Origin of the sequence: Streptomyces hokutonensis, from assembly GCF_042751305.1 — a bacterium.
GTDB lineage: Bacteria > Actinomycetota > Actinomycetes > Streptomycetales > Streptomycetaceae > Streptomyces > Streptomyces hokutonensis_A.
This window is the reverse complement of record NZ_JBHYWD010000008.1, coordinates 337,420-353,170: the sequence shown is the minus strand read 5'-3', so window position 1 is coordinate 353,170 and position 15,751 is coordinate 337,420. Positions and strand designations below refer to the sequence as shown.

At 66.6% G+C, this 15,751-nt stretch carries 14 protein-coding genes, 1 tRNA gene and 1 pseudogene; 2 read left to right on the top strand and 14 right to left on the bottom strand.

The features are described from left to right. Positions 1 to 3: 3 nt before the first annotated feature. From ACFXC1_RS23405 to ACFXC1_RS23370, 8 genes are all read right to left on the bottom strand, one after another. Positions 4 to 594, bottom strand: a complete 591-nt coding sequence (locus ACFXC1_RS23405; RefSeq protein WP_019070431.1) for a cytochrome c oxidase subunit 3 — start codon at positions 592 to 594, stop codon at positions 4 to 6. After that, the gene (locus tag ACFXC1_RS23400) at positions 591 to 1,307 is read right to left on the bottom strand and encodes a hypothetical protein (protein ID WP_019070430.1); all 717 of its coding nucleotides are present in this window, start codon (positions 1,305 to 1,307) and stop codon (positions 591 to 593) included. The genes ACFXC1_RS23405 and ACFXC1_RS23400 overlap by 4 nt, the downstream gene beginning before the upstream one ends. A 163-nt stretch (positions 1,308 to 1,470) precedes the next feature. Then, positions 1,471 to 2,475 carry a DUF4331 family protein gene (locus ACFXC1_RS23395; RefSeq protein ID WP_381245441.1) on the bottom strand — a complete coding sequence of 335 codons (1,005 nt, stop codon included), beginning with the start codon at positions 2,473 to 2,475 and terminating at the stop codon, positions 1,471 to 1,473. A 330-nt stretch (positions 2,476 to 2,805) separates the two neighbouring features. Then, positions 2,806 to 3,807 carry a catalase family protein gene (locus ACFXC1_RS23390; RefSeq protein WP_381245440.1) on the bottom strand — a complete coding sequence of 334 codons (1,002 nt, stop codon included), beginning with the start codon at positions 3,805 to 3,807 and terminating at the stop codon, positions 2,806 to 2,808. A gap of 170 nt (positions 3,808 to 3,977) precedes the next feature. Next, entirely contained in the window at positions 3,978 to 4,850 is an 873-nt protein-coding gene (locus ACFXC1_RS23385) for a LysR family transcriptional regulator (RefSeq protein WP_026178816.1), read from the bottom strand. 264 nt (positions 4,851 to 5,114) lie between these two features. Beyond that, positions 5,115 to 6,269, bottom strand: coding sequence for a D-alanine--D-alanine ligase family protein (locus tag ACFXC1_RS23380; RefSeq protein WP_381245438.1), 1,155 nt, complete (start codon positions 6,267 to 6,269; stop codon positions 5,115 to 5,117). A 92-nt stretch (positions 6,270 to 6,361) separates the two neighbouring features. Then, positions 6,362 to 7,144 (bottom strand): M15 family metallopeptidase, encoded by a 783-nt coding sequence (locus tag ACFXC1_RS23375; protein WP_381245436.1) that lies wholly within the window; start codon positions 7,142 to 7,144, stop codon positions 6,362 to 6,364. Positions 7,145 to 7,176: 32 nt separating this feature from the next. Continuing rightward, positions 7,177 to 8,319 carry an MFS transporter gene (locus tag ACFXC1_RS23370; RefSeq protein WP_381245434.1) on the bottom strand — a complete coding sequence of 381 codons (1,143 nt, stop codon included), beginning with the start codon at positions 8,317 to 8,319 and terminating at the stop codon, positions 7,177 to 7,179. Positions 8,320 to 8,919: 600 nt separating this feature from the next. On the opposite strand from ACFXC1_RS23370, the gene ACFXC1_RS23365 reads away from it, so the two are divergent. After that, positions 8,920 to 9,669, top strand: coding sequence for a hypothetical protein (locus tag ACFXC1_RS23365; RefSeq protein WP_381245432.1), 750 nt, complete (start codon positions 8,920 to 8,922; stop codon positions 9,667 to 9,669). Positions 9,670 to 10,036: 367 nt separating this feature from the next. Here ACFXC1_RS23365 and ACFXC1_RS23360 read toward each other — a convergent pair whose 3' ends face one another. From ACFXC1_RS23360 to ACFXC1_RS51215, 3 genes and pseudogenes are all read right to left on the bottom strand, one after another. Then, a complete protein-coding gene (locus tag ACFXC1_RS23360; RefSeq protein WP_381245430.1) occupies positions 10,037 to 11,413 on the bottom strand; it encodes an RICIN domain-containing protein in 1,377 nt (458 codons plus the stop codon). Between the two features lie 138 nt (positions 11,414 to 11,551). Then, on the bottom strand, positions 11,552 to 11,704 hold the full coding sequence (locus ACFXC1_RS51220; RefSeq protein ID WP_463294000.1) for a hypothetical protein: 153 nt from the start codon (positions 11,702 to 11,704) through the stop codon (positions 11,552 to 11,554). A 169-nt stretch (positions 11,705 to 11,873) separates the two neighbouring features. Beyond that, a pseudogene (locus ACFXC1_RS51215) lies at positions 11,874 to 12,106 on the bottom strand (M1 family peptidase); the annotation flags it as partial. A 510-nt stretch (positions 12,107 to 12,616) separates the two neighbouring features. On the opposite strand from ACFXC1_RS51215, the gene ACFXC1_RS23350 reads away from it, so the two are divergent. Beyond that, positions 12,617 to 13,387 (top strand): alpha/beta hydrolase, encoded by a 771-nt coding sequence (locus ACFXC1_RS23350; RefSeq protein ID WP_158697196.1) that lies wholly within the window; start codon positions 12,617 to 12,619, stop codon positions 13,385 to 13,387. A gap of 1,049 nt (positions 13,388 to 14,436) precedes the next feature. Here ACFXC1_RS23350 and ACFXC1_RS23345 read toward each other — a convergent pair. From ACFXC1_RS23345 to ACFXC1_RS23335, 3 genes are all read right to left on the bottom strand, one after another. After that, positions 14,437 to 14,829 carry a type II toxin-antitoxin system VapC family toxin gene (locus tag ACFXC1_RS23345; RefSeq protein WP_019070419.1) on the bottom strand — a complete coding sequence of 131 codons (393 nt, stop codon included), beginning with the start codon at positions 14,827 to 14,829 and terminating at the stop codon, positions 14,437 to 14,439. Further along, a complete protein-coding gene (locus tag ACFXC1_RS23340) occupies positions 14,829 to 15,062 on the bottom strand; it encodes a hypothetical protein (RefSeq protein WP_201052849.1) in 234 nt (77 codons plus the stop codon). Before ACFXC1_RS23340 ends, ACFXC1_RS23345 begins: the two co-directional genes overlap by 1 nt. A 309-nt stretch (positions 15,063 to 15,371) precedes the next feature. Further along, positions 15,372 to 15,442 (bottom strand) — tRNA-Gly (locus ACFXC1_RS23335). Positions 15,443 to 15,751 lie beyond the last annotated feature (309 nt).

Here is a 15,751-nt window from a genome sequence, read left to right as displayed (position 1 = left end):
GTGTCACGCCACCAGGTAGAAGAGCGGGAAGAGGACGAGCCAGAGCAGGTCCACCATGTGCCAGTACGCAGCCGCCCCCTCGGCGACCAGCAGGTGGCCCGGGCTCAGGGCCCGCCGACGGGACAGGACGACGAGGACCGTCAGGGCGCCTATCCCGATCGTCAGGTGGGCCAGGTGGATTCCGGTGAAGACGAAGTAGTACATGAAGAAGTCGTTGCTGCTCGGTGTATGCCCGTCGCGAATCACCAGCGCGTATTCACAACCCTTGACGGCGGCGAAGCCGAGCGCGCACAGAAGCGCCCATGGCAGTGTTCGCGCGGGTCTGCCGGATCGCAGCTGTCGCAGCCCGCGGGCCACCAGCGCCGAGGCGGTCAGCAGGAGCAGAGTGTTCAGCAGTCCCAGGTCTGGATGGAGGGCCTGTTGGGAGGCCCGGAACATCCTCGGGTGGCGGCCGTGCAGTACCGCGATGAAGCCGAAGAACACCGAGAACATGATCATGTCGCCGAGGAGGAAGATCCACAGACCCGGCTCGCCAGGGATGTGGCGGTGGTGCGGGGGTGCCGAGTGCTCGGTCTCGGCCGCGGTGGCGGTCATGCCACGGGTTCGAGGACGGCCGGGGCCCGGTCGTCGTCCACCCGGCTCGCGGCCCGCACCATCAGGTACGTCATGACGAGGAACCAGGCGCCGAAGGCACTGGCCGCGACCCAGAACGAGAGGATGCCGTTCCAGGCGAAGGGACCGGTCTTGAAGTAGGTCAGCAGGATGCTCGGCAGGAAGAGGAAGGCCATCCAGAAGTTCAGGTACGCGGCCCAGCGGGGCAGAAGCGGCGTGGGGCGCTTGTCGGCCAGGATCGCCACTCCGACCACGGTGGCCTGTCCGATCGCCGGAAAGGCGTTCATGACCAAGCTGATCCAGCCCAGGTCGTTGAGCGCCATCGTGATGTCGGGCGAGCGGTCCGGCCGGTAAGCCGTCGCGGTGAAGATCAGGACCGGTACGAAGATCGCGGCCACATTCGCGGCACCACAGACGAGTTGTATGGCAGCCAACGGCGCCAGCCGCGAGTCGATACGCCGGATCAGACTCGACAGCGCCGCGACGAAGGGGGCGGTCGCCACCGCGCCGACGAGCATGACCACGAGGCCGGTACGGATCGAGTTGGCGTGGTCCGTATAGAAGGCCGCCACCCGCTCCGCCGACCAGTTCGGCGCCATCGGCGGTATCCAGTGGGCGATCAACAGGGCAGCGAAGAACAGTGCGATGAACAGGTAACCGAAGCTCGCGCAGGCGATCAGGATTCGGCGGGACATGGTGGAATTTCCTCGTTCCGGAAGGGACGGGTACGGAGCGGGTTTCGCCGCTCGGACCTGAGGACGTGGTGAGGCAGCCGGCCCGGCGATCGACTTGGAAAGGGCCGCCGGGCCGGGTGCCATGAGGTTCGGGGCTCGGCGTCCGGCCGATGCCCTGGTTGCATCAGGCCGGTGCGCTCAAGTACGGGAACTCGGCGCGCAGCGTCCCAGTGGCGTAGCCGGCGTCCAAGCCCATGGAGACGGGAGCGTTCAGCACGATCTCGAACATCGCTTCGGGAACGGACTCGGTGAGTCCCCTGCCGTTGCGGGCCTTCGCACCGAAGCCGGCTTCGGTGCCCACCTGGTAGTGCAGGACGTCCGGGAAGATGATGTCCCGCGTCGCGGCGCCGTAGCCCTGCGGATCGGAGTGAGTGTCGTTGGCGGACACGAGAGCCGCGACCTTCCGGCGTACGAGGTCTCCGTAGTTGGCGAGGTCATCCCGCGGATCGGTGGCGTTGTAGTCGTCGAAGCCGGCCTCGGTGACGTCGAACAGCGTGCTGACGAGCGGCTTCGCGCACCGGTTGATCTGCAGCCAGCCACCGTGGTGGTCGTCCAGCGCGGTGGTGGTCCAGAGACCGATCGTGTCCGATCCGACGAGGTCGTCAGGTACTTCGAGGACGATGGCGGTCACGTTGGTGCCGGCGAACAGGTTCGAGGCCCGCTGCGGGTCGAACGCGGAGAGGTCCACCGCTTCGCCGTTCCGGAGCGCGGTCACGACCGCCGTGATGACGGTGCCGTCGAGGTAGAACGGGTCTCCGGCCCGGCCGACGAAGGCTTTGAGGCCATCGGGCGTGGTGACGATCTCCTCCGTACTGCCGGTCGCCACGGGAGTCCCCGGGGCGTTGCGGTCGGCGGCCTCGGCACCAGTCAGCCGGTCGAGCACCCAAGCCTGCCGACCGTCGGGTTCGGGCGCGAGGAATCTGAACCGGAACGTCAGATCCTGCACGGCGTCGTTGTCGGTGTCGATGTGGAACTCGTACAGCGCCTCGGGGTGGAAGCCCTTGTCGGCCGACACCGGGTTGGTGTTCATGACGAAGACGGTGCCGTTGCGCCCTTTGAACAGGTAGACATCGCTGATGTCCAGACGAGGGTCCTGTTTCGCGGCGGCTGAATCCTGGTGGTGGGACATCGAGGGGCCTTTCGTGAGGGATGGGCAGGGCAAGGCATGGCGATGCCTCGCCGACTGGGAGTTGGTGTGCCGTCGTTGACGCGCGCTCCGTCTGAGCGGCTCCGGCTCGACGATCGCTGCGCTCAGGCGCGCAGGGTCCTCGCCACGCAGTGCGTTACCGCAGCCGCGCCGGGACCCCGAGGTCGAAGTGGGGCACGTCGAACATCCTGGCCCGGGCCGATCACGCGGCGCCAATGCCTATCCGGGGGTTCGGCATGCCGGTCCGGCATCAACCCTCTTGCGGGCACGTGGAGTTGCCGACGAGGTTCGCGATTTTGGGATGGATCACGGTCAGGGCGCTACGCCCCGGTTGTGCCAGCTGAGCGCATACGCGGCCTGGCGGGCACGCATCAACTCTCCGAGGGGCCGATGCTCGGTGGCCGCGATCCACGGGTTGAAGCTGCTCTTCTCGACGGCCTCGGCCAACGCCTCGTCAGGTGCTTGCCGAGGAAGGCACAGGCGCGCCACGGTGAGCCACGGCGCGTCCCAGCGGACCGAGGAGTCCTCGATCGGCGTGCGCCGCTCGTCCTCGAAGAACTGGGCTTGGAAGAGGAACTCCAGGTCGTCGTCGGCGAGTCGCCCGAAGATGTCGGCGGCGAGATCCTTGCGTGCTTCTTTGTTGACCGCTGTCGAGGCGGCGCACAGCTTCAACCGCGCGGCGTAGTCGCCGAACGTGATGGGCATGATGCTGAAGAAGTCATGCGTGGCGAATCCGCTGAACGGTTTCGCCATGTCCCGGAAGTTCACGACAGCGCTGCGTGTGAGCTGCGGCTTCGTAGCGACCTTTCGAAGCGCGGCGCCGGGCGCACTCGTAGAGAGATCGACGATCCCGACGACGTCCGCACTACCGCTGACCTTCAGGGTCTCCTGACTGACCAGGGTGAAGTTCTGCTCGACGCCGGTGGACGACGGCGTAGAGGCGCCGAGCACCTTGATCGCGAAACCGCGGATGTCCGGAGCCCGGTCGAGGGAGAAGTTTCCATTGGACAGCCGAACATGTGCTTCAAAGGCAGAAGGAGTGGCAAAAATCCCTTGCCGCGCATATTCGGGAAGATCTCCTTCCACCGCGAGGACAGCCTTCAGGGCGGCCACTCCGTTGCGATGCAGAGCTCTCCCGTGGCCCTGCTTCTTCAGACGTTTGCGTTGCAGTTCAGTGAAAACGCGCGCCTGGTCGGCGTGCCGGGTGCTCTCGTCGGGCAGAAAGACTTCGCGCCATTCAGTGCTCGGCATATGAAAACCTTCTCGATGTTCGGGCCTGTCGTCGGCGGCGACCACATAGTCATAGGCAGCCATCTCTCCCCCGCTCACCAGCGCCTGAGAGCCCGACCGGGCAGGGTTGTTCCGCCTTCCACCGAGCTTTGCGGCCCACGACATGTCACGCCAATGCCGATTGCCCGAACCGTCATGCCGATCGGGCATGACGCCTGGAAGCCCCAAGTCATGCCTGTCGGCCGTTGACGCTTCTACGTCGAACCGAGCGCCGCGATCACAATCTTGGCGAACTGGTCGATGGACGGCATCTTCCGGTTCTTGGCGTACGCCAGCGCCACCATGCGCGGGGCGACCCCCGCGAGCTGGACGTAGCGGATGTCGGGGCGACGGTAGAAATCGGCGAGGCCGGCCGGGACGACGATGAACCCGGTGCCGGACGCGACAGCTTCCAGGCTCTCCTCGATCGAGGTGGGCCGGTCGGCTTCCCGACGGTCGCGCACCGCTGCCGCGTGGAAGCCGGTTCCACGCCACTCCGGTACGTCATCGGAGTCCTGCAGCAAGCGGTACGGCGTCAGCTCCGCGATGTCGACGATCTGCGCCTGCGCCAGCGGATGTTCGTCGGAGAGTGCCGCGACGCGCGGTTCGGGGAACAGGGGAACAATCTCGAAGGTGTCGACCGGCAGCGGCAGCCGGACGAAGCAGACGTCGACACGGCCGTCGAGCAGATAGTCGACCTGGTCGGTGGGCGCCGTGTGCAGCACCTGCACATTGACCTCCGGCGCCAGCGCCCGGAACTGCCTGACGATCGGCGTGACTATGACCCCTGGCATGAAACCGATGGTGAAGTGGTGCCCCTCACGGCTGGCGAGGCGGACCCGCCGCTGTAAAGCCAGCGATGCCGCGAGCAGTGGCCGTGCGTCCTCCAGCAGCTGACCACCGGCCGGTGTGAGCGCCGTACCCAGCGGACCGCGCTGGAGCAACGACGCTCCAAGATCGTCCTCAAGGGCGCGGATCTGCCGACTCAGCGCGGGCTGCGTCATGTTCAGGCGTTCGGCGCCACGCACAAAGCTGAGCTCTTCGGCAACCGTCACGAAATAGCGGAGACGCCGGAGATCGATATCCATGACGGCCATGTTAGCCACGCTGCTTTTCCTGTCGAACTGCCTGCCGGAAAAACTCCTTGGGCTTTGGTGATGCCCAACCGGCATAACTTCTTCGCGAAACGGCATTGGCGCCACTCGGCATCCACGGCCATGATTGGCTGACATAAAGTGGCCACCGAAGTCTCCGGTGACGTCCATTCAAACCGGACTCCTTCAGCACGAAAGACCAGGCGAATAGTCGGCCCGGTACAGCCGGTACTCCCATTGCGGGCTGGGAGCCTCCGATCATCTGAGGCCGGTGGACCGCCGCAGCGCCGCCTGAAGCAGACGGTCCACCAGGTCTCCGTACCCGATGCCGCTGGCCTGCCACATCTGCGGGTACATCGAGACGGGGGTGAAACCGGGCATGGTGTTGATCTCGTTGATCACGAATTGTCCGTCCTCGGTGAGGAAGAAGTCCGCGCGGACCAGGCCCTCGCAGGAAGCCGCCTCGAACGCCTTGAGTGCCAGTCGGCGCACCTCATGGGTCTGGCTGTCGGTCAGTGCCGCGGGCACCACTCCGGGGGTGGAATCGAGGTACTTCGCCTCGAAGTCGTAGTACGCGTGTGCGTCGGGCACCGGGATCTCGGCCGGCACGCTGGCCCGCGGTCCATCGGGGAATTCGAGCACGCCGCACTCGATTTCGCGACCCTGCACCAGGGCCTCCACGATGATCTTCGCGTCGTGTCGGTGCGCCTCCGCGATCGCGTCCTCCAGCCCCTCCCTGCCGTCGACCCGGGTGATACCGATCGAAGAGCCGGCGCGTGCGGGTTTCACGAACAGCGGCCAGCCGTACGCGTCGGCGAAGCCACTGATCCGCGCGCGGGCGCCCGCCGCGTCGGAGTGCCACTCGCGGGGCCTGATCACCAGGTACGGCCCGACCGCCAGACCGAACGCGCTGAACACCCTCTTCATGTACTCCTTGTCCTGGCCGATCGCCGAGGCGAGAACGCCCGCGCCGACGTAGGGGATGCCGGACAGCTCCAGCAGGCCCTGCACAGTGCCGTCCTCGCCGTACGGTCCATGGAGTACGGGGAAGACCACGTCCGCTTCGCCGAGGACCTTCGGCGCCGCGCCGCGTTCGCCGCGGACGACTGTCCGATCGGTCGGGTCGACGGAGACCACGATGTTGCCCCGGTCCGTGTCCGCGAGCTGCTCGACCGTGGGCTGCCGCCGGTCGACCATCACCATGCGCCCAGGATCGTCCGACGTCAGGACCCACCGGCCGTCCCGGGTGATGCCGACAGGCAGGACGTCGTACTTCGTCCGGTCGATGGCTCGCAGTACGGCCCCTGCGGTCACGACGGAGACGCCGTGCTCGGAGCTCCGGCCACCGAAGAGAAGTATCACCAGCGGCCTGCGGCGGGATCCGGACGGAGGGGAGGCGGATCGTTCGGTCATGGTTTCTGCTTCCTTCGCTGAGCGGCGCCGCCCTCCCGGTCGGAAGGACGGCGCCGCACGTCGGTGGACCGAAAAAGGTCTCGGTTGTCCGGTCAGCCGGTCAGTGAGGATCGGGAGACGGGGAAGTCGAAGTAGGTGGACGGGTAGGGCTCGGCGGCGAAGGTGAAGTGCCACCATTCCTCGGCGAGATTCACGAATCCGAGTGACTCCAGCTCGTCCTTGAGCAGCAGTCTGTTGCTGTGCTGGACTCCCACGATGCGCGGGTCGAGGGTGTGCGCGAGCGTGTCGAAGCAGTCGTATCCGGTGCCCATGTCGATCGAGTTGTCCGGGAACCTCTGCGCGGCCGGCGCGTAGCACGGTTCAAGCTTTTCTCCGGGGACGTAAGGACGCGTCGGGTGGGCCGGCAGCTTCACGAGCGTGAGGTCGATCGTGCTGCCGCGACTGTGTCCCGATTTCGCCGCGATGTACCCGTCGGTGAATAGGTTGGCCTTGTCCACCTGCGGATAGAACTCGTCCTTCATCGTCAGGTCGGTCAGGTCCTGCGCCCAGTCGACGAACTGGTCCACCGCGCGCTGCGGCCGGTAGCAGTCGTAGACCTTCAGCGTGTAGCCCTGCGCCAGGAAGTGGCGCTCGGCCTTCGCCAGGGCCTGCGCCGTCGGGGCGGTGACGATGCACAGCGGTTCGACATAGCCGTTTATCGGCGTGCCGATGAAATTGTGGGGGGTGGCGTAGCGGATGTCCTGCAGAATCGCGGGGGCCACGTCGTGGAGCGCCACGAAATCGGCGGGCGCCGTACTGTCCGTGTCGGCAGCCTGTGCGGTGACCGAGGTGCTCGCAACTGTGCCGAGGACGGCCGCCAGAAATGCCAGCAGCATGGGTGCGCGTCTGCGCGCGTTTTTGATTTTCACTATGCCGTACCCCTACTTGATATATGGGCGGAGAATTTCCCCAGACCCGCGAACGGCGTCAGCGAGAGCGCCATGACGAAAATACCGAAGAACAAGGTGCAGTGCAGGAGACCGTATTCGCCGACGAGTAAACCCGTGACCAGTACCGGAACGCACATCGACGTATAAGTGATCGTGTAGATGGCGGCCATCAGGCCCGCCCGTTCCGTCGCGAGGACGTTCGCCGTCACCAGACGGACGCCGCCCTGGAACGCGGGGCCGAATCCCGCACCGGCCACCGCGGTCCCCACGTACAGAGTTGTGGATGAGTCGCGGTGCGCGGCCAGCAGCGTGACGGCCACCCCCGTCGTCAGAAGCAGGGAGCCGCCCAAGGCCGTCCGGCCGGCGTCCCCATGCCGCGTCAGCAGCACTGCCGGTACCGCACTGGCGGTCAGCAGGGACACGATCAGGCCGTCGGCGGTCGACGACGCCGATCCGGTGATGCCCTGGACCAGATCGGGTCCGAGGGACAGATAGAAACCGCCTAGAGCCCAGACAGCCACGAACACGGGTGCGGTGACAAGGAGGGCTCGGCGGCTGGACCGGGGAGCGCGGATCCGCGGTCGCACCGAAAGCCAGGCTCCCGGGCTCGGCAGCCTCGATTCCGGGAGGAAGGCCAAACCCAGCATCTGGACGGCCAGCGCGCTGAACAGCAGCGTGTACACGCTGCCGAGGTGAGCCGGAATCAGGTCCATGAGCAGGCTCGTACCGAGCGTCCCCGACGCCATGCCGATGAGCGGAGCGACGCTGACGAACAGGGGCCCCCACCGTTTGGTCACGTCGAGCAGGGCGGCACCCAGCGCACTCGTCGCGGCACCCGTGGCCAGCCCCTGGAGCGTCCGGGCGAGGATCAGCGAGGCCACACCGCCGGCCTGCAGGAAGAGCAGCATGGACAGTGCTTCGAGGGCGAGAGCGACGCCGATGACCGGCCGCCGGCCGACATGATCGGAGAGCGCCCCGACGGTCAGGAGCGCGACCAGGACGCTCAGGCAGTACACGCCGTAGACCACGGTGACCGTGCCGGAGGAGAGGTGCCAACTCGCCTGGTAGACGCGGTAGAGCGGAGTGGGCGCACTGGAGGCGGCAAGGAACGTCGTCAGCACGGCGGATAAGAAGACAGCCGACCTTCGGTGAGAAACCGCATGGTCGGCCCGCCTGCCGGGCCGCCTGTCCCTTGCCTCGGACTGGACATGAAGCTCTTCGAGCATCGTTGTTCGGCTCTCTGTACGGGAAGGGCGGAACGGGAAGAGCGAGCGGCAACCCACAGGGCGCACGTCACTTGGCCTGTCGACAGGCCGCGCTCTCCATGACTCCGACGCCGAAGGCGACTCGACGGGCATCGGCGCGGCCTCCCACCGAGGGGGACCGGGGGAGGCCGACGTGGACCAACGTAGGGGTCCGGGTGACGTGTTCACGGCTGCCGTGGCGCATCGGGTACCAACAGGACCTCGACAGGGGCCGAACAGACACTGCGGCACGGCAGTTGTGCGAATGGCGTGTCGGGGAGCTGGGCACATGCCGATCCGGCATCAGAACGGCCCGAGTCGGTATCGGCGATATCGGCGGAGCCTGACCGAGAATCGGCGGGCGGGGCGGGTCCGCCTCTGTCGCCCGCCGACCCGCTGACGTCCGAGAGGGCCGGCCTTCGCCAACGCCTCCAGCCCAGGTCCAGGCTCCGCAACCCCGGAGGGCGAACGTCGAACATGACCGACCTCAGCATCGGCCACGGTCCCATCGGCCTCATGGAAGAGGAGGAAGTCACCTATCCGGTGAGCACCGTGCTCACGCTTCAGCGCGAGCGGACGGCGTCCTTGCTCCGCGCCCTGCGCAGTCAGCATGTGCTGCCCGCCCGGACTCATAACTGGGGCTCCGAGCGGGCTTACGGCGCGCTGCTGCACGAGGCCGGCACTCGCCTCGCCGTCCTGGACGTACCCGGGGCGCAGTGGAGCGACGGTCTTGAGCAACGTGTGCGCGCGCTCAGCAACATCTCATCCGTGGTCGTGCTCGTACCCGATCACACGGATTCCGTAGGGCTTCTCCTGGCGGGCGCCGCCAACGTCCTCCTCCGCGACTCGCCGCCCAGGGAACTCGCGAGCAGAATCACCGCGGAGCGGCGATGGCTGGACATGAGACCCACGCGGCAGCGGCAAGCCGAGGATTCGCCAGCGTTCCGTGAGGTCGGCCTCCAACAGCACTCCCAGCAGGTGCTGTTCGAGGTCCTCTGTTCCGCCTCGCGGCCCTGGTGCTGCCACGACCTGTGCCTGCTGCTCGGTACCGCCGGGGAACCGATGAGCCGCCGAGCGCTGCACGGCAGGATCGTACGGCTCGACGAGCGCCTCGCACGGCGTGGACTGTCGGTCGACTGCACGACCCAATGGGGGCGCACGACGTTCATGGGCGTCGTCGAAAAGGCCCGGGAAACGCCTGGGCCGGCGAAGCGCGGCAGGCACTGAAGTGACGACTGAACGGCTCCTACGGACCCGGAGCTCGATGCGACAGCCCGGACCGCCCACTGCCGACCGAGGCGAACAGACCGACGGAGAGACGAAACATGGACGAGCGAGCGGCGACTTCCGGCGAAGACACGGAACCGGAGGAGTCGGAGGAGGCGGTCCGGGCCGCGCTTCTGGACGCCTGGAGGGCAGGGGGCGGCGGAAGAGACGGACGGGAGGCGGGAACATCGTCGCGTCCGGTGCCATGGGCCCTCGCGCGCTCTTGTCCGAGCAGGTCCGGCCCCCACCGGAGACTTCGAGGGATCCCACCACAGGGCGGCCTACCGGGTGCGTGAGCACGCTTCGGCAGGCCGCCCTCGACGCAGTGTCAGGTGGGCAGGTTCCACCTCTGGTTGACGGCACCGGTGCAGCTCGCGATCTGGAGCTGCGTGCCGGCGGTGGTGTAATTCGCGGTGGCATCAAGGCACTTGCCGGACTGCGGGTTGTAGATCGTGCCGTCGGCGCGCGTCTGCCAGGTCCCGCCGCCGGAGCCGTCGCAGTCGTCCAGCTCCACGGCGGTGCCGTCGGCCGTGCCTCCGCCCTTGACGGCCATGCACTTGTTCTCCACCGTCAGCGTGCCGTTGAGGTTCAGCGTCCACTGCTGCGAGTTCGTGTCGTTGCACCAATACAGCTGGATCGGGTTGCCGTTCGTGGTGTTCCCCGAGCGGTTGTCCACACACATCCCGGCGGAGTTGCTGAGGGGGCCCGTCGGGTTCTTCTCGTTGGTCAAGGAGAACCCGGTGTTCGCCGTCAGCACCGCGTAGGACAGATCCGAGCAACCGAGGTCGGACGACTTCACGGTGGTCGGCACGGTCGAGTTGGCCGCCGTGGCTGCCGTCCAGCCGCCGCCGTAGGAGGACTGGTACTGGAGTCCCGTGGTCTGGTACGCCGCGCCCTTGGTCTCCGCGCAGTACTGGCCCTCACCGGTCGTGGGGTCGTAGTTCGTGTAGACCTCCATCATGTCCCAGCCGCCGCCGGAACTGCCGAGCTTGCTGGTGTTCGCGCTCTGGAAGAAGGGCTCCCAGGCGTGCGTGTCGTAGTTGTAGAGGTACGAGGTCCACTCGTTGGTCGTCGCATTGGTCTGGATGTCCTGGACCGAGTACGACGGCCGGCCGTTCACCTTCTTGGTGTAGGTGTCCAGGAAGGCGGAGTCGGCGACCGTGGTCTTCGCCCAGCCCGGGGCTGCCGCACACCAGTCCCACGCGCCGACCCAGATCGAGCTGCGGAAGTAGATCGTGGTCATCTCGATGCAGCTTGCGTAACTCGGGTCCAGGGTCGGCGCGTAGACCGTGTCGTCGCCGGTGACCGGGGCCGAGAGGTTCACGCTGTGCGTGGCCTGCGCTCCGTGCATGGTTCCGCTGGTCGGGGAGACGCCCCAGGAGGCGTGGAACTTCCCCGTCCAGGAGGACAGGGCGCTCGTGGTGGCATCCGCGGCGGACGGCGCGTCCTCGGCGACGCCGACCGAGCCGACGTGCCCGGCGAAGTTGAGCTCGTAGAACCGCCGGGAGACCTCGGCAGGCAGTTCCTTCCGAACCGCCGACCCCGTCTTGCCGGGGACCACGTGCTCGCTGTGCAGGGCACCGGGCGCGGGTGAGCCGGAGTCCGGCTGGGCGGGAGCGGCTGCTTCGGAAGCAGGTGATCCGGTGGTCAGCGCCAGCACGGCGACGACTCCGACCAGGGCAGAGCCCAGCTTGTGTATGCGCACTACTTGTCCTATCTGGATGTACACATGACGGCGCCCGAGAACGGGGTGTGCCGTGACCGTTGTGGCCGGCCCGGCGGTCCGCCGCTCAGCCGAACAGGGCCGAGATGGTGACGGGGGAAGACGAGGGCTGCCCACCGCTCAGTGCTCGTGCACCTCGTTCGTCGCCTCGATCTGCTTCCACGACTTGGGCCGAACCGGAAGGGAAGACCTGCCGACCGCGGCGGGCACCGCCGGCTTGGCCGGCTTGAAGAGCCATGTGTCGAACAGCGCGCCCAGCTCCCTGCGGGACACCTTCTTGGCGTACCGCTGGAAGGTCCACGACCGACGCGTTGCTGTAGGTGTGCTTCTGCGGCCCCCCTCGGGGGGCCGCAGAAGGGCCGGGTCCGGGTCTCCAGCGCGAAACCGGTGGGCACGTCCGGCACATGGCCGCCGAGCGCGTCGTACGGATGGGGAACCATCACCACGCCGACTCCGGCTCGTTGGCCGTGACCGCGCCGTCCGCCGTGTGCAGCCAGGCGGTGAATCCGTATGCGTGCTTCGACGCGGGTGTCTCGCTGTAGCGCACTACGACGGTGATGTCCGCGCCCTGGTCCAACCCCGTCCTGGGAGTCCCCGCCAACTCGTCCGTGCCGACTGGTACTTCAGCCGCAGGTCGTAATGGGAGACGTCGTATCCACCGTTGCTGTGGGGCGGTGGCGAGCGCGCTCGGAGCGATGAGTCCGTAGTGCACTGAGGCTCCAAGTCATGGATGAACGGCAGGGGTTCGAACCCTGTGACATCAGCTGTCGGCGTGCTGACGTCACAGGCTTCACATGATCGTCGGCCGGTCACCGGGACGACCGCAGTCCTGTGGCGACCGTGCCCGTTCGTACCCGTCGCAGTGCCTCATTCTCTGTATTTCCGCGCACTTAAAACGTCAGGAATTCGGTGCTGGAAATGTCGTTCGCCGGCTCATGCCGGATCGACATGGACGGGAGCGGGATTGGCATTAGCGTTCCGTCGAAGCGACCGCCATAGTTGATTTGGCGAAGCGCCGCAGGCCGCAAGAGAAAAGGTTTCCGTGTTCATGCGGACCATGGCGCTTCCTCTGCCGATTCGGCTGGACAACTTCGAGAGGAATAACAACAAATGAAGTCCACCGTTCGAATCAAAACGCTGGTGGCTGCCGGGCTGGTGAGTGGCGCGGTCGTAGCCTCGCTTGCCGTGACGAACGCGAGCGCCGTCACGACCAGGGCGAACGATCACGCCGTCGCCTCGCAGACGGCGCACCGCGCGAAGCCGACGGTGGTCCTGGTCCACGGGGCGTTCGCCGACTCCTCCAGCTGGAGCAGCGAGATCGGCTACCTGCGGCAGCAGGGCTACCCGGTCCTCGCGATCGACACCCCGCTGCGCGGCCTGGCCTTCGACAGCGCCTATGTCGAGGCGCAGGTCAAGACCGTCAAGGGTCCCGTGGTGCTGGTCGGCCACTCCTACGCGGGAGAGGTCGTCAGCCAGGTCGCCGCGACGACGTCGAACGTCAAGGCCCTCGTCTACGTGGCGGCTCTCATCCCCAAGGCGGGAGAAGCCGCCGGCTCACTGATCGGACAGTTCCCCGGGTCGCAGCTCGTTTCGGAGAACTTCCGCACCGTTCCGCTGCCCGGCGGTGACACCGACGTGTACCTCAAGGCGGACAAGTTCGGGACCGTGTACGGCAACGGGCTGTCGAAGTCGGCCATCAGCGTCGCCTCGGTGACTCAGGAGCCGGTCGCCCTTTCGGCCTTCACCGACAAGGCCACGGTGAATCCGCCGGCGAAGACGCCGAAGTGGGCGGTCATCTCGACGGAGGACCACGCTGTGCCGACGGCCGCCCAGAAGTTCCAGGCCAACCGGGTGGGCGCCCACATCACCTACACCCGCTCGGGACACGACGTTCCTTCGATCAGCCCGGGAGCGGTCGACCGCGCCATCGTCGCCGCCGCCAACTCCGTGCACTGATCCGTCCCAGTAGCAGGGCGCCTGTTTGATCGGCGCGGGGCTTCTGCGGCTGTGCCATGGGCTTGCTTCGCCGTCGTACCGGCACACGCGATGCCCCCACGACCACGCAGGACGGGGAGGGACTCGCTACCGCAGGCCGCGCTCCGCGCGCACTCCGAGGGCAGAAGGGCTCCCGCAAGCATCCGGCTTGCGGGAGCTCTTCGTCCCATAAGGGAAGCGGCGATACCCGCAGACCGAATTCGGCCCGCTTCAATTCGGCGAGTTTATTTAGTCAGTAGCCATGACCTCGCGATTACGCTGAAGTCGACTTGGAGTGTGTAGCGGTCGGCGGCGCAGGAAATGGTGGTGTGTTCGCGTAGGGCGATGCGCTGACCCGCGAAAGCGCCGCTTCGGTTCTCACGAGGGACAGCCCGGAACTCATGGCGGAGGTCGGCTGCTCCGTTTGATCGGGCCCATGGCTGCTCGACAAGTGATGGTCCGACGGCTGCTCACAGGCCGGTGACGGGCTGTCCGGTGAGCGCTTGGGCGATCTGCCAAAGCTGTCCGCCGCGGGACGCCTTCACGAGGACGACGTCGCCGGGCGGAGGATGGACGCCAGATGGGACGCGAGCGGGGTCGACTCGTGGGGGACCACCTGCACTCGGGGCACGCGGGGGGCGCGGAAACCGCACATTGGACTGGACAGCAAAGAACCCCCGGGTGATCGACCCGGGGGTTTCGCACGGAGCGGGTGACGAGAATCGAACTCGCACTCTTAGCTTGGGAAGCGACGGAGCTTGCTCGCCGACTACTGTACTGACCTGTGGAAACGTGAGGTCAGGCCCCGTGAGCGGGTCGGGATCGCACCTTTGGTGGCCGTTGTCGTCCGCCCTGAAGGGCACGGATGGGGCACGCGGTTGAAGCGAGGTCGATGCGGGCGCCTTCAGCGGGACGTCGACGTGTGTTCCACCGAAGGCTTGCTGAGCGGTGGCCTGACGCTTTGCTCGGGCGACGCCTCAGGTATCCATAGGCCGGGAGCCTCTGCCGGGCCCTGACGGTGAAGAGATGTCTCAGTTGGGCATGTCGACGGTCAGTCCGGCTGCTTGAGCAGCATCGGCCAGTCGTTTGTCGTACGTGACGAAGGAGGTCAGCTGGGAGCGGATACGGAGAGCCGTTGCCAGGTGGATGGCGTCCAGACTCCGTACGGTCACAGGTTTGACGGTCTGGGCCAAGATGCGAATGCCGGCATCCAGCTCCACCAACTCGATCAGGTCGAGGACCGGGTGGAGCCGGGCGACAGCCTCCGGGGCGTAGCGCCCAAGGGCCCGCGACGACTCGATCTCCACCAGAACCGAACTCGTCCATCCGGTCTCGGCTCGTTCGTCGAGCCAGTCGCGCAAAGCCTGCGACTCGGACTCGGCGTGGACGAGTTTCACGACGGCGGCCGAGTCGAGATAGATCATCAGCGCTCGTCCTCGCGACTGTGGGCGATTTCCGCGGCGATGTCGATGCCGTCCGGTTCACCAAGCGGCATACGCAGGACGGCGCGACGCATCGCGGCGGCCCGCTCTTTGCGTAGGGCGGCTTCGAGCACGGCTTGGCGGATGGCTGCCGAGCGTGAACTGCCGTCATGGGTGAGAACGTCCAGAGCGCGCTCGGTCTCCGAGTCGCTGCGGATCGTGATGGTGTCAGCCATGAAACCAATGTAAGACGATCTGTCTTACATGGCAAGCCTGAGACTGCTGTCCCCTTCACAGTGCAGGAAAGCGCCAGTTGGTCCGCAGGGGGCGGCAGGCTGAGGGCTCTCATCGGTGACCGCTGCGGTGAGTGTCATGAAACGGCAGGTCAGCGGCGTGTTCCGGCAGTGGGAGTGGCGAGTTGGTGGCACTCGGCAAGCGCTCGTGCCCTCCGCGTGCCCAATCTTCGGGTGCCTTGTGCGCCGGAAAATGCGACTGAGAGCCCGCCATGAAAGAGCCCCAGGCTGCTGACCTGGGGCTTCGAGGAGAGCGGGTGACGAGAATCGAACTCGCACTCTCAGCTTGGGAAGCTGATGTTCTACCACTAAACTACACCCGCGTAAGACGCCGGTTGAGCCGGTGTCGAATGCCCGCTCACTCTACCTCATGCCTGGCTGGCGGCGCTGAAGCCGTGGGGTGACGGTCGTGTTTCGGAGGGTGGACGCGGCTGCGGGGGACCGGAGTTGGGGCGTACGGTGGAGGCGTGGAAGAGGGTCCGGGTGGGACGGAGTGCCGCCTGGAGAGTCGTTCCTTTCATCCCGTAATGTGGCATTTGGCGTCCGGCGAGCAGCAGCCGGACGCGGCTCTTGGGGTAGGGTCTCATTGTCGTGTTTGAGCGCACCGTGGTACGTTTTGCCGATGGGGACGT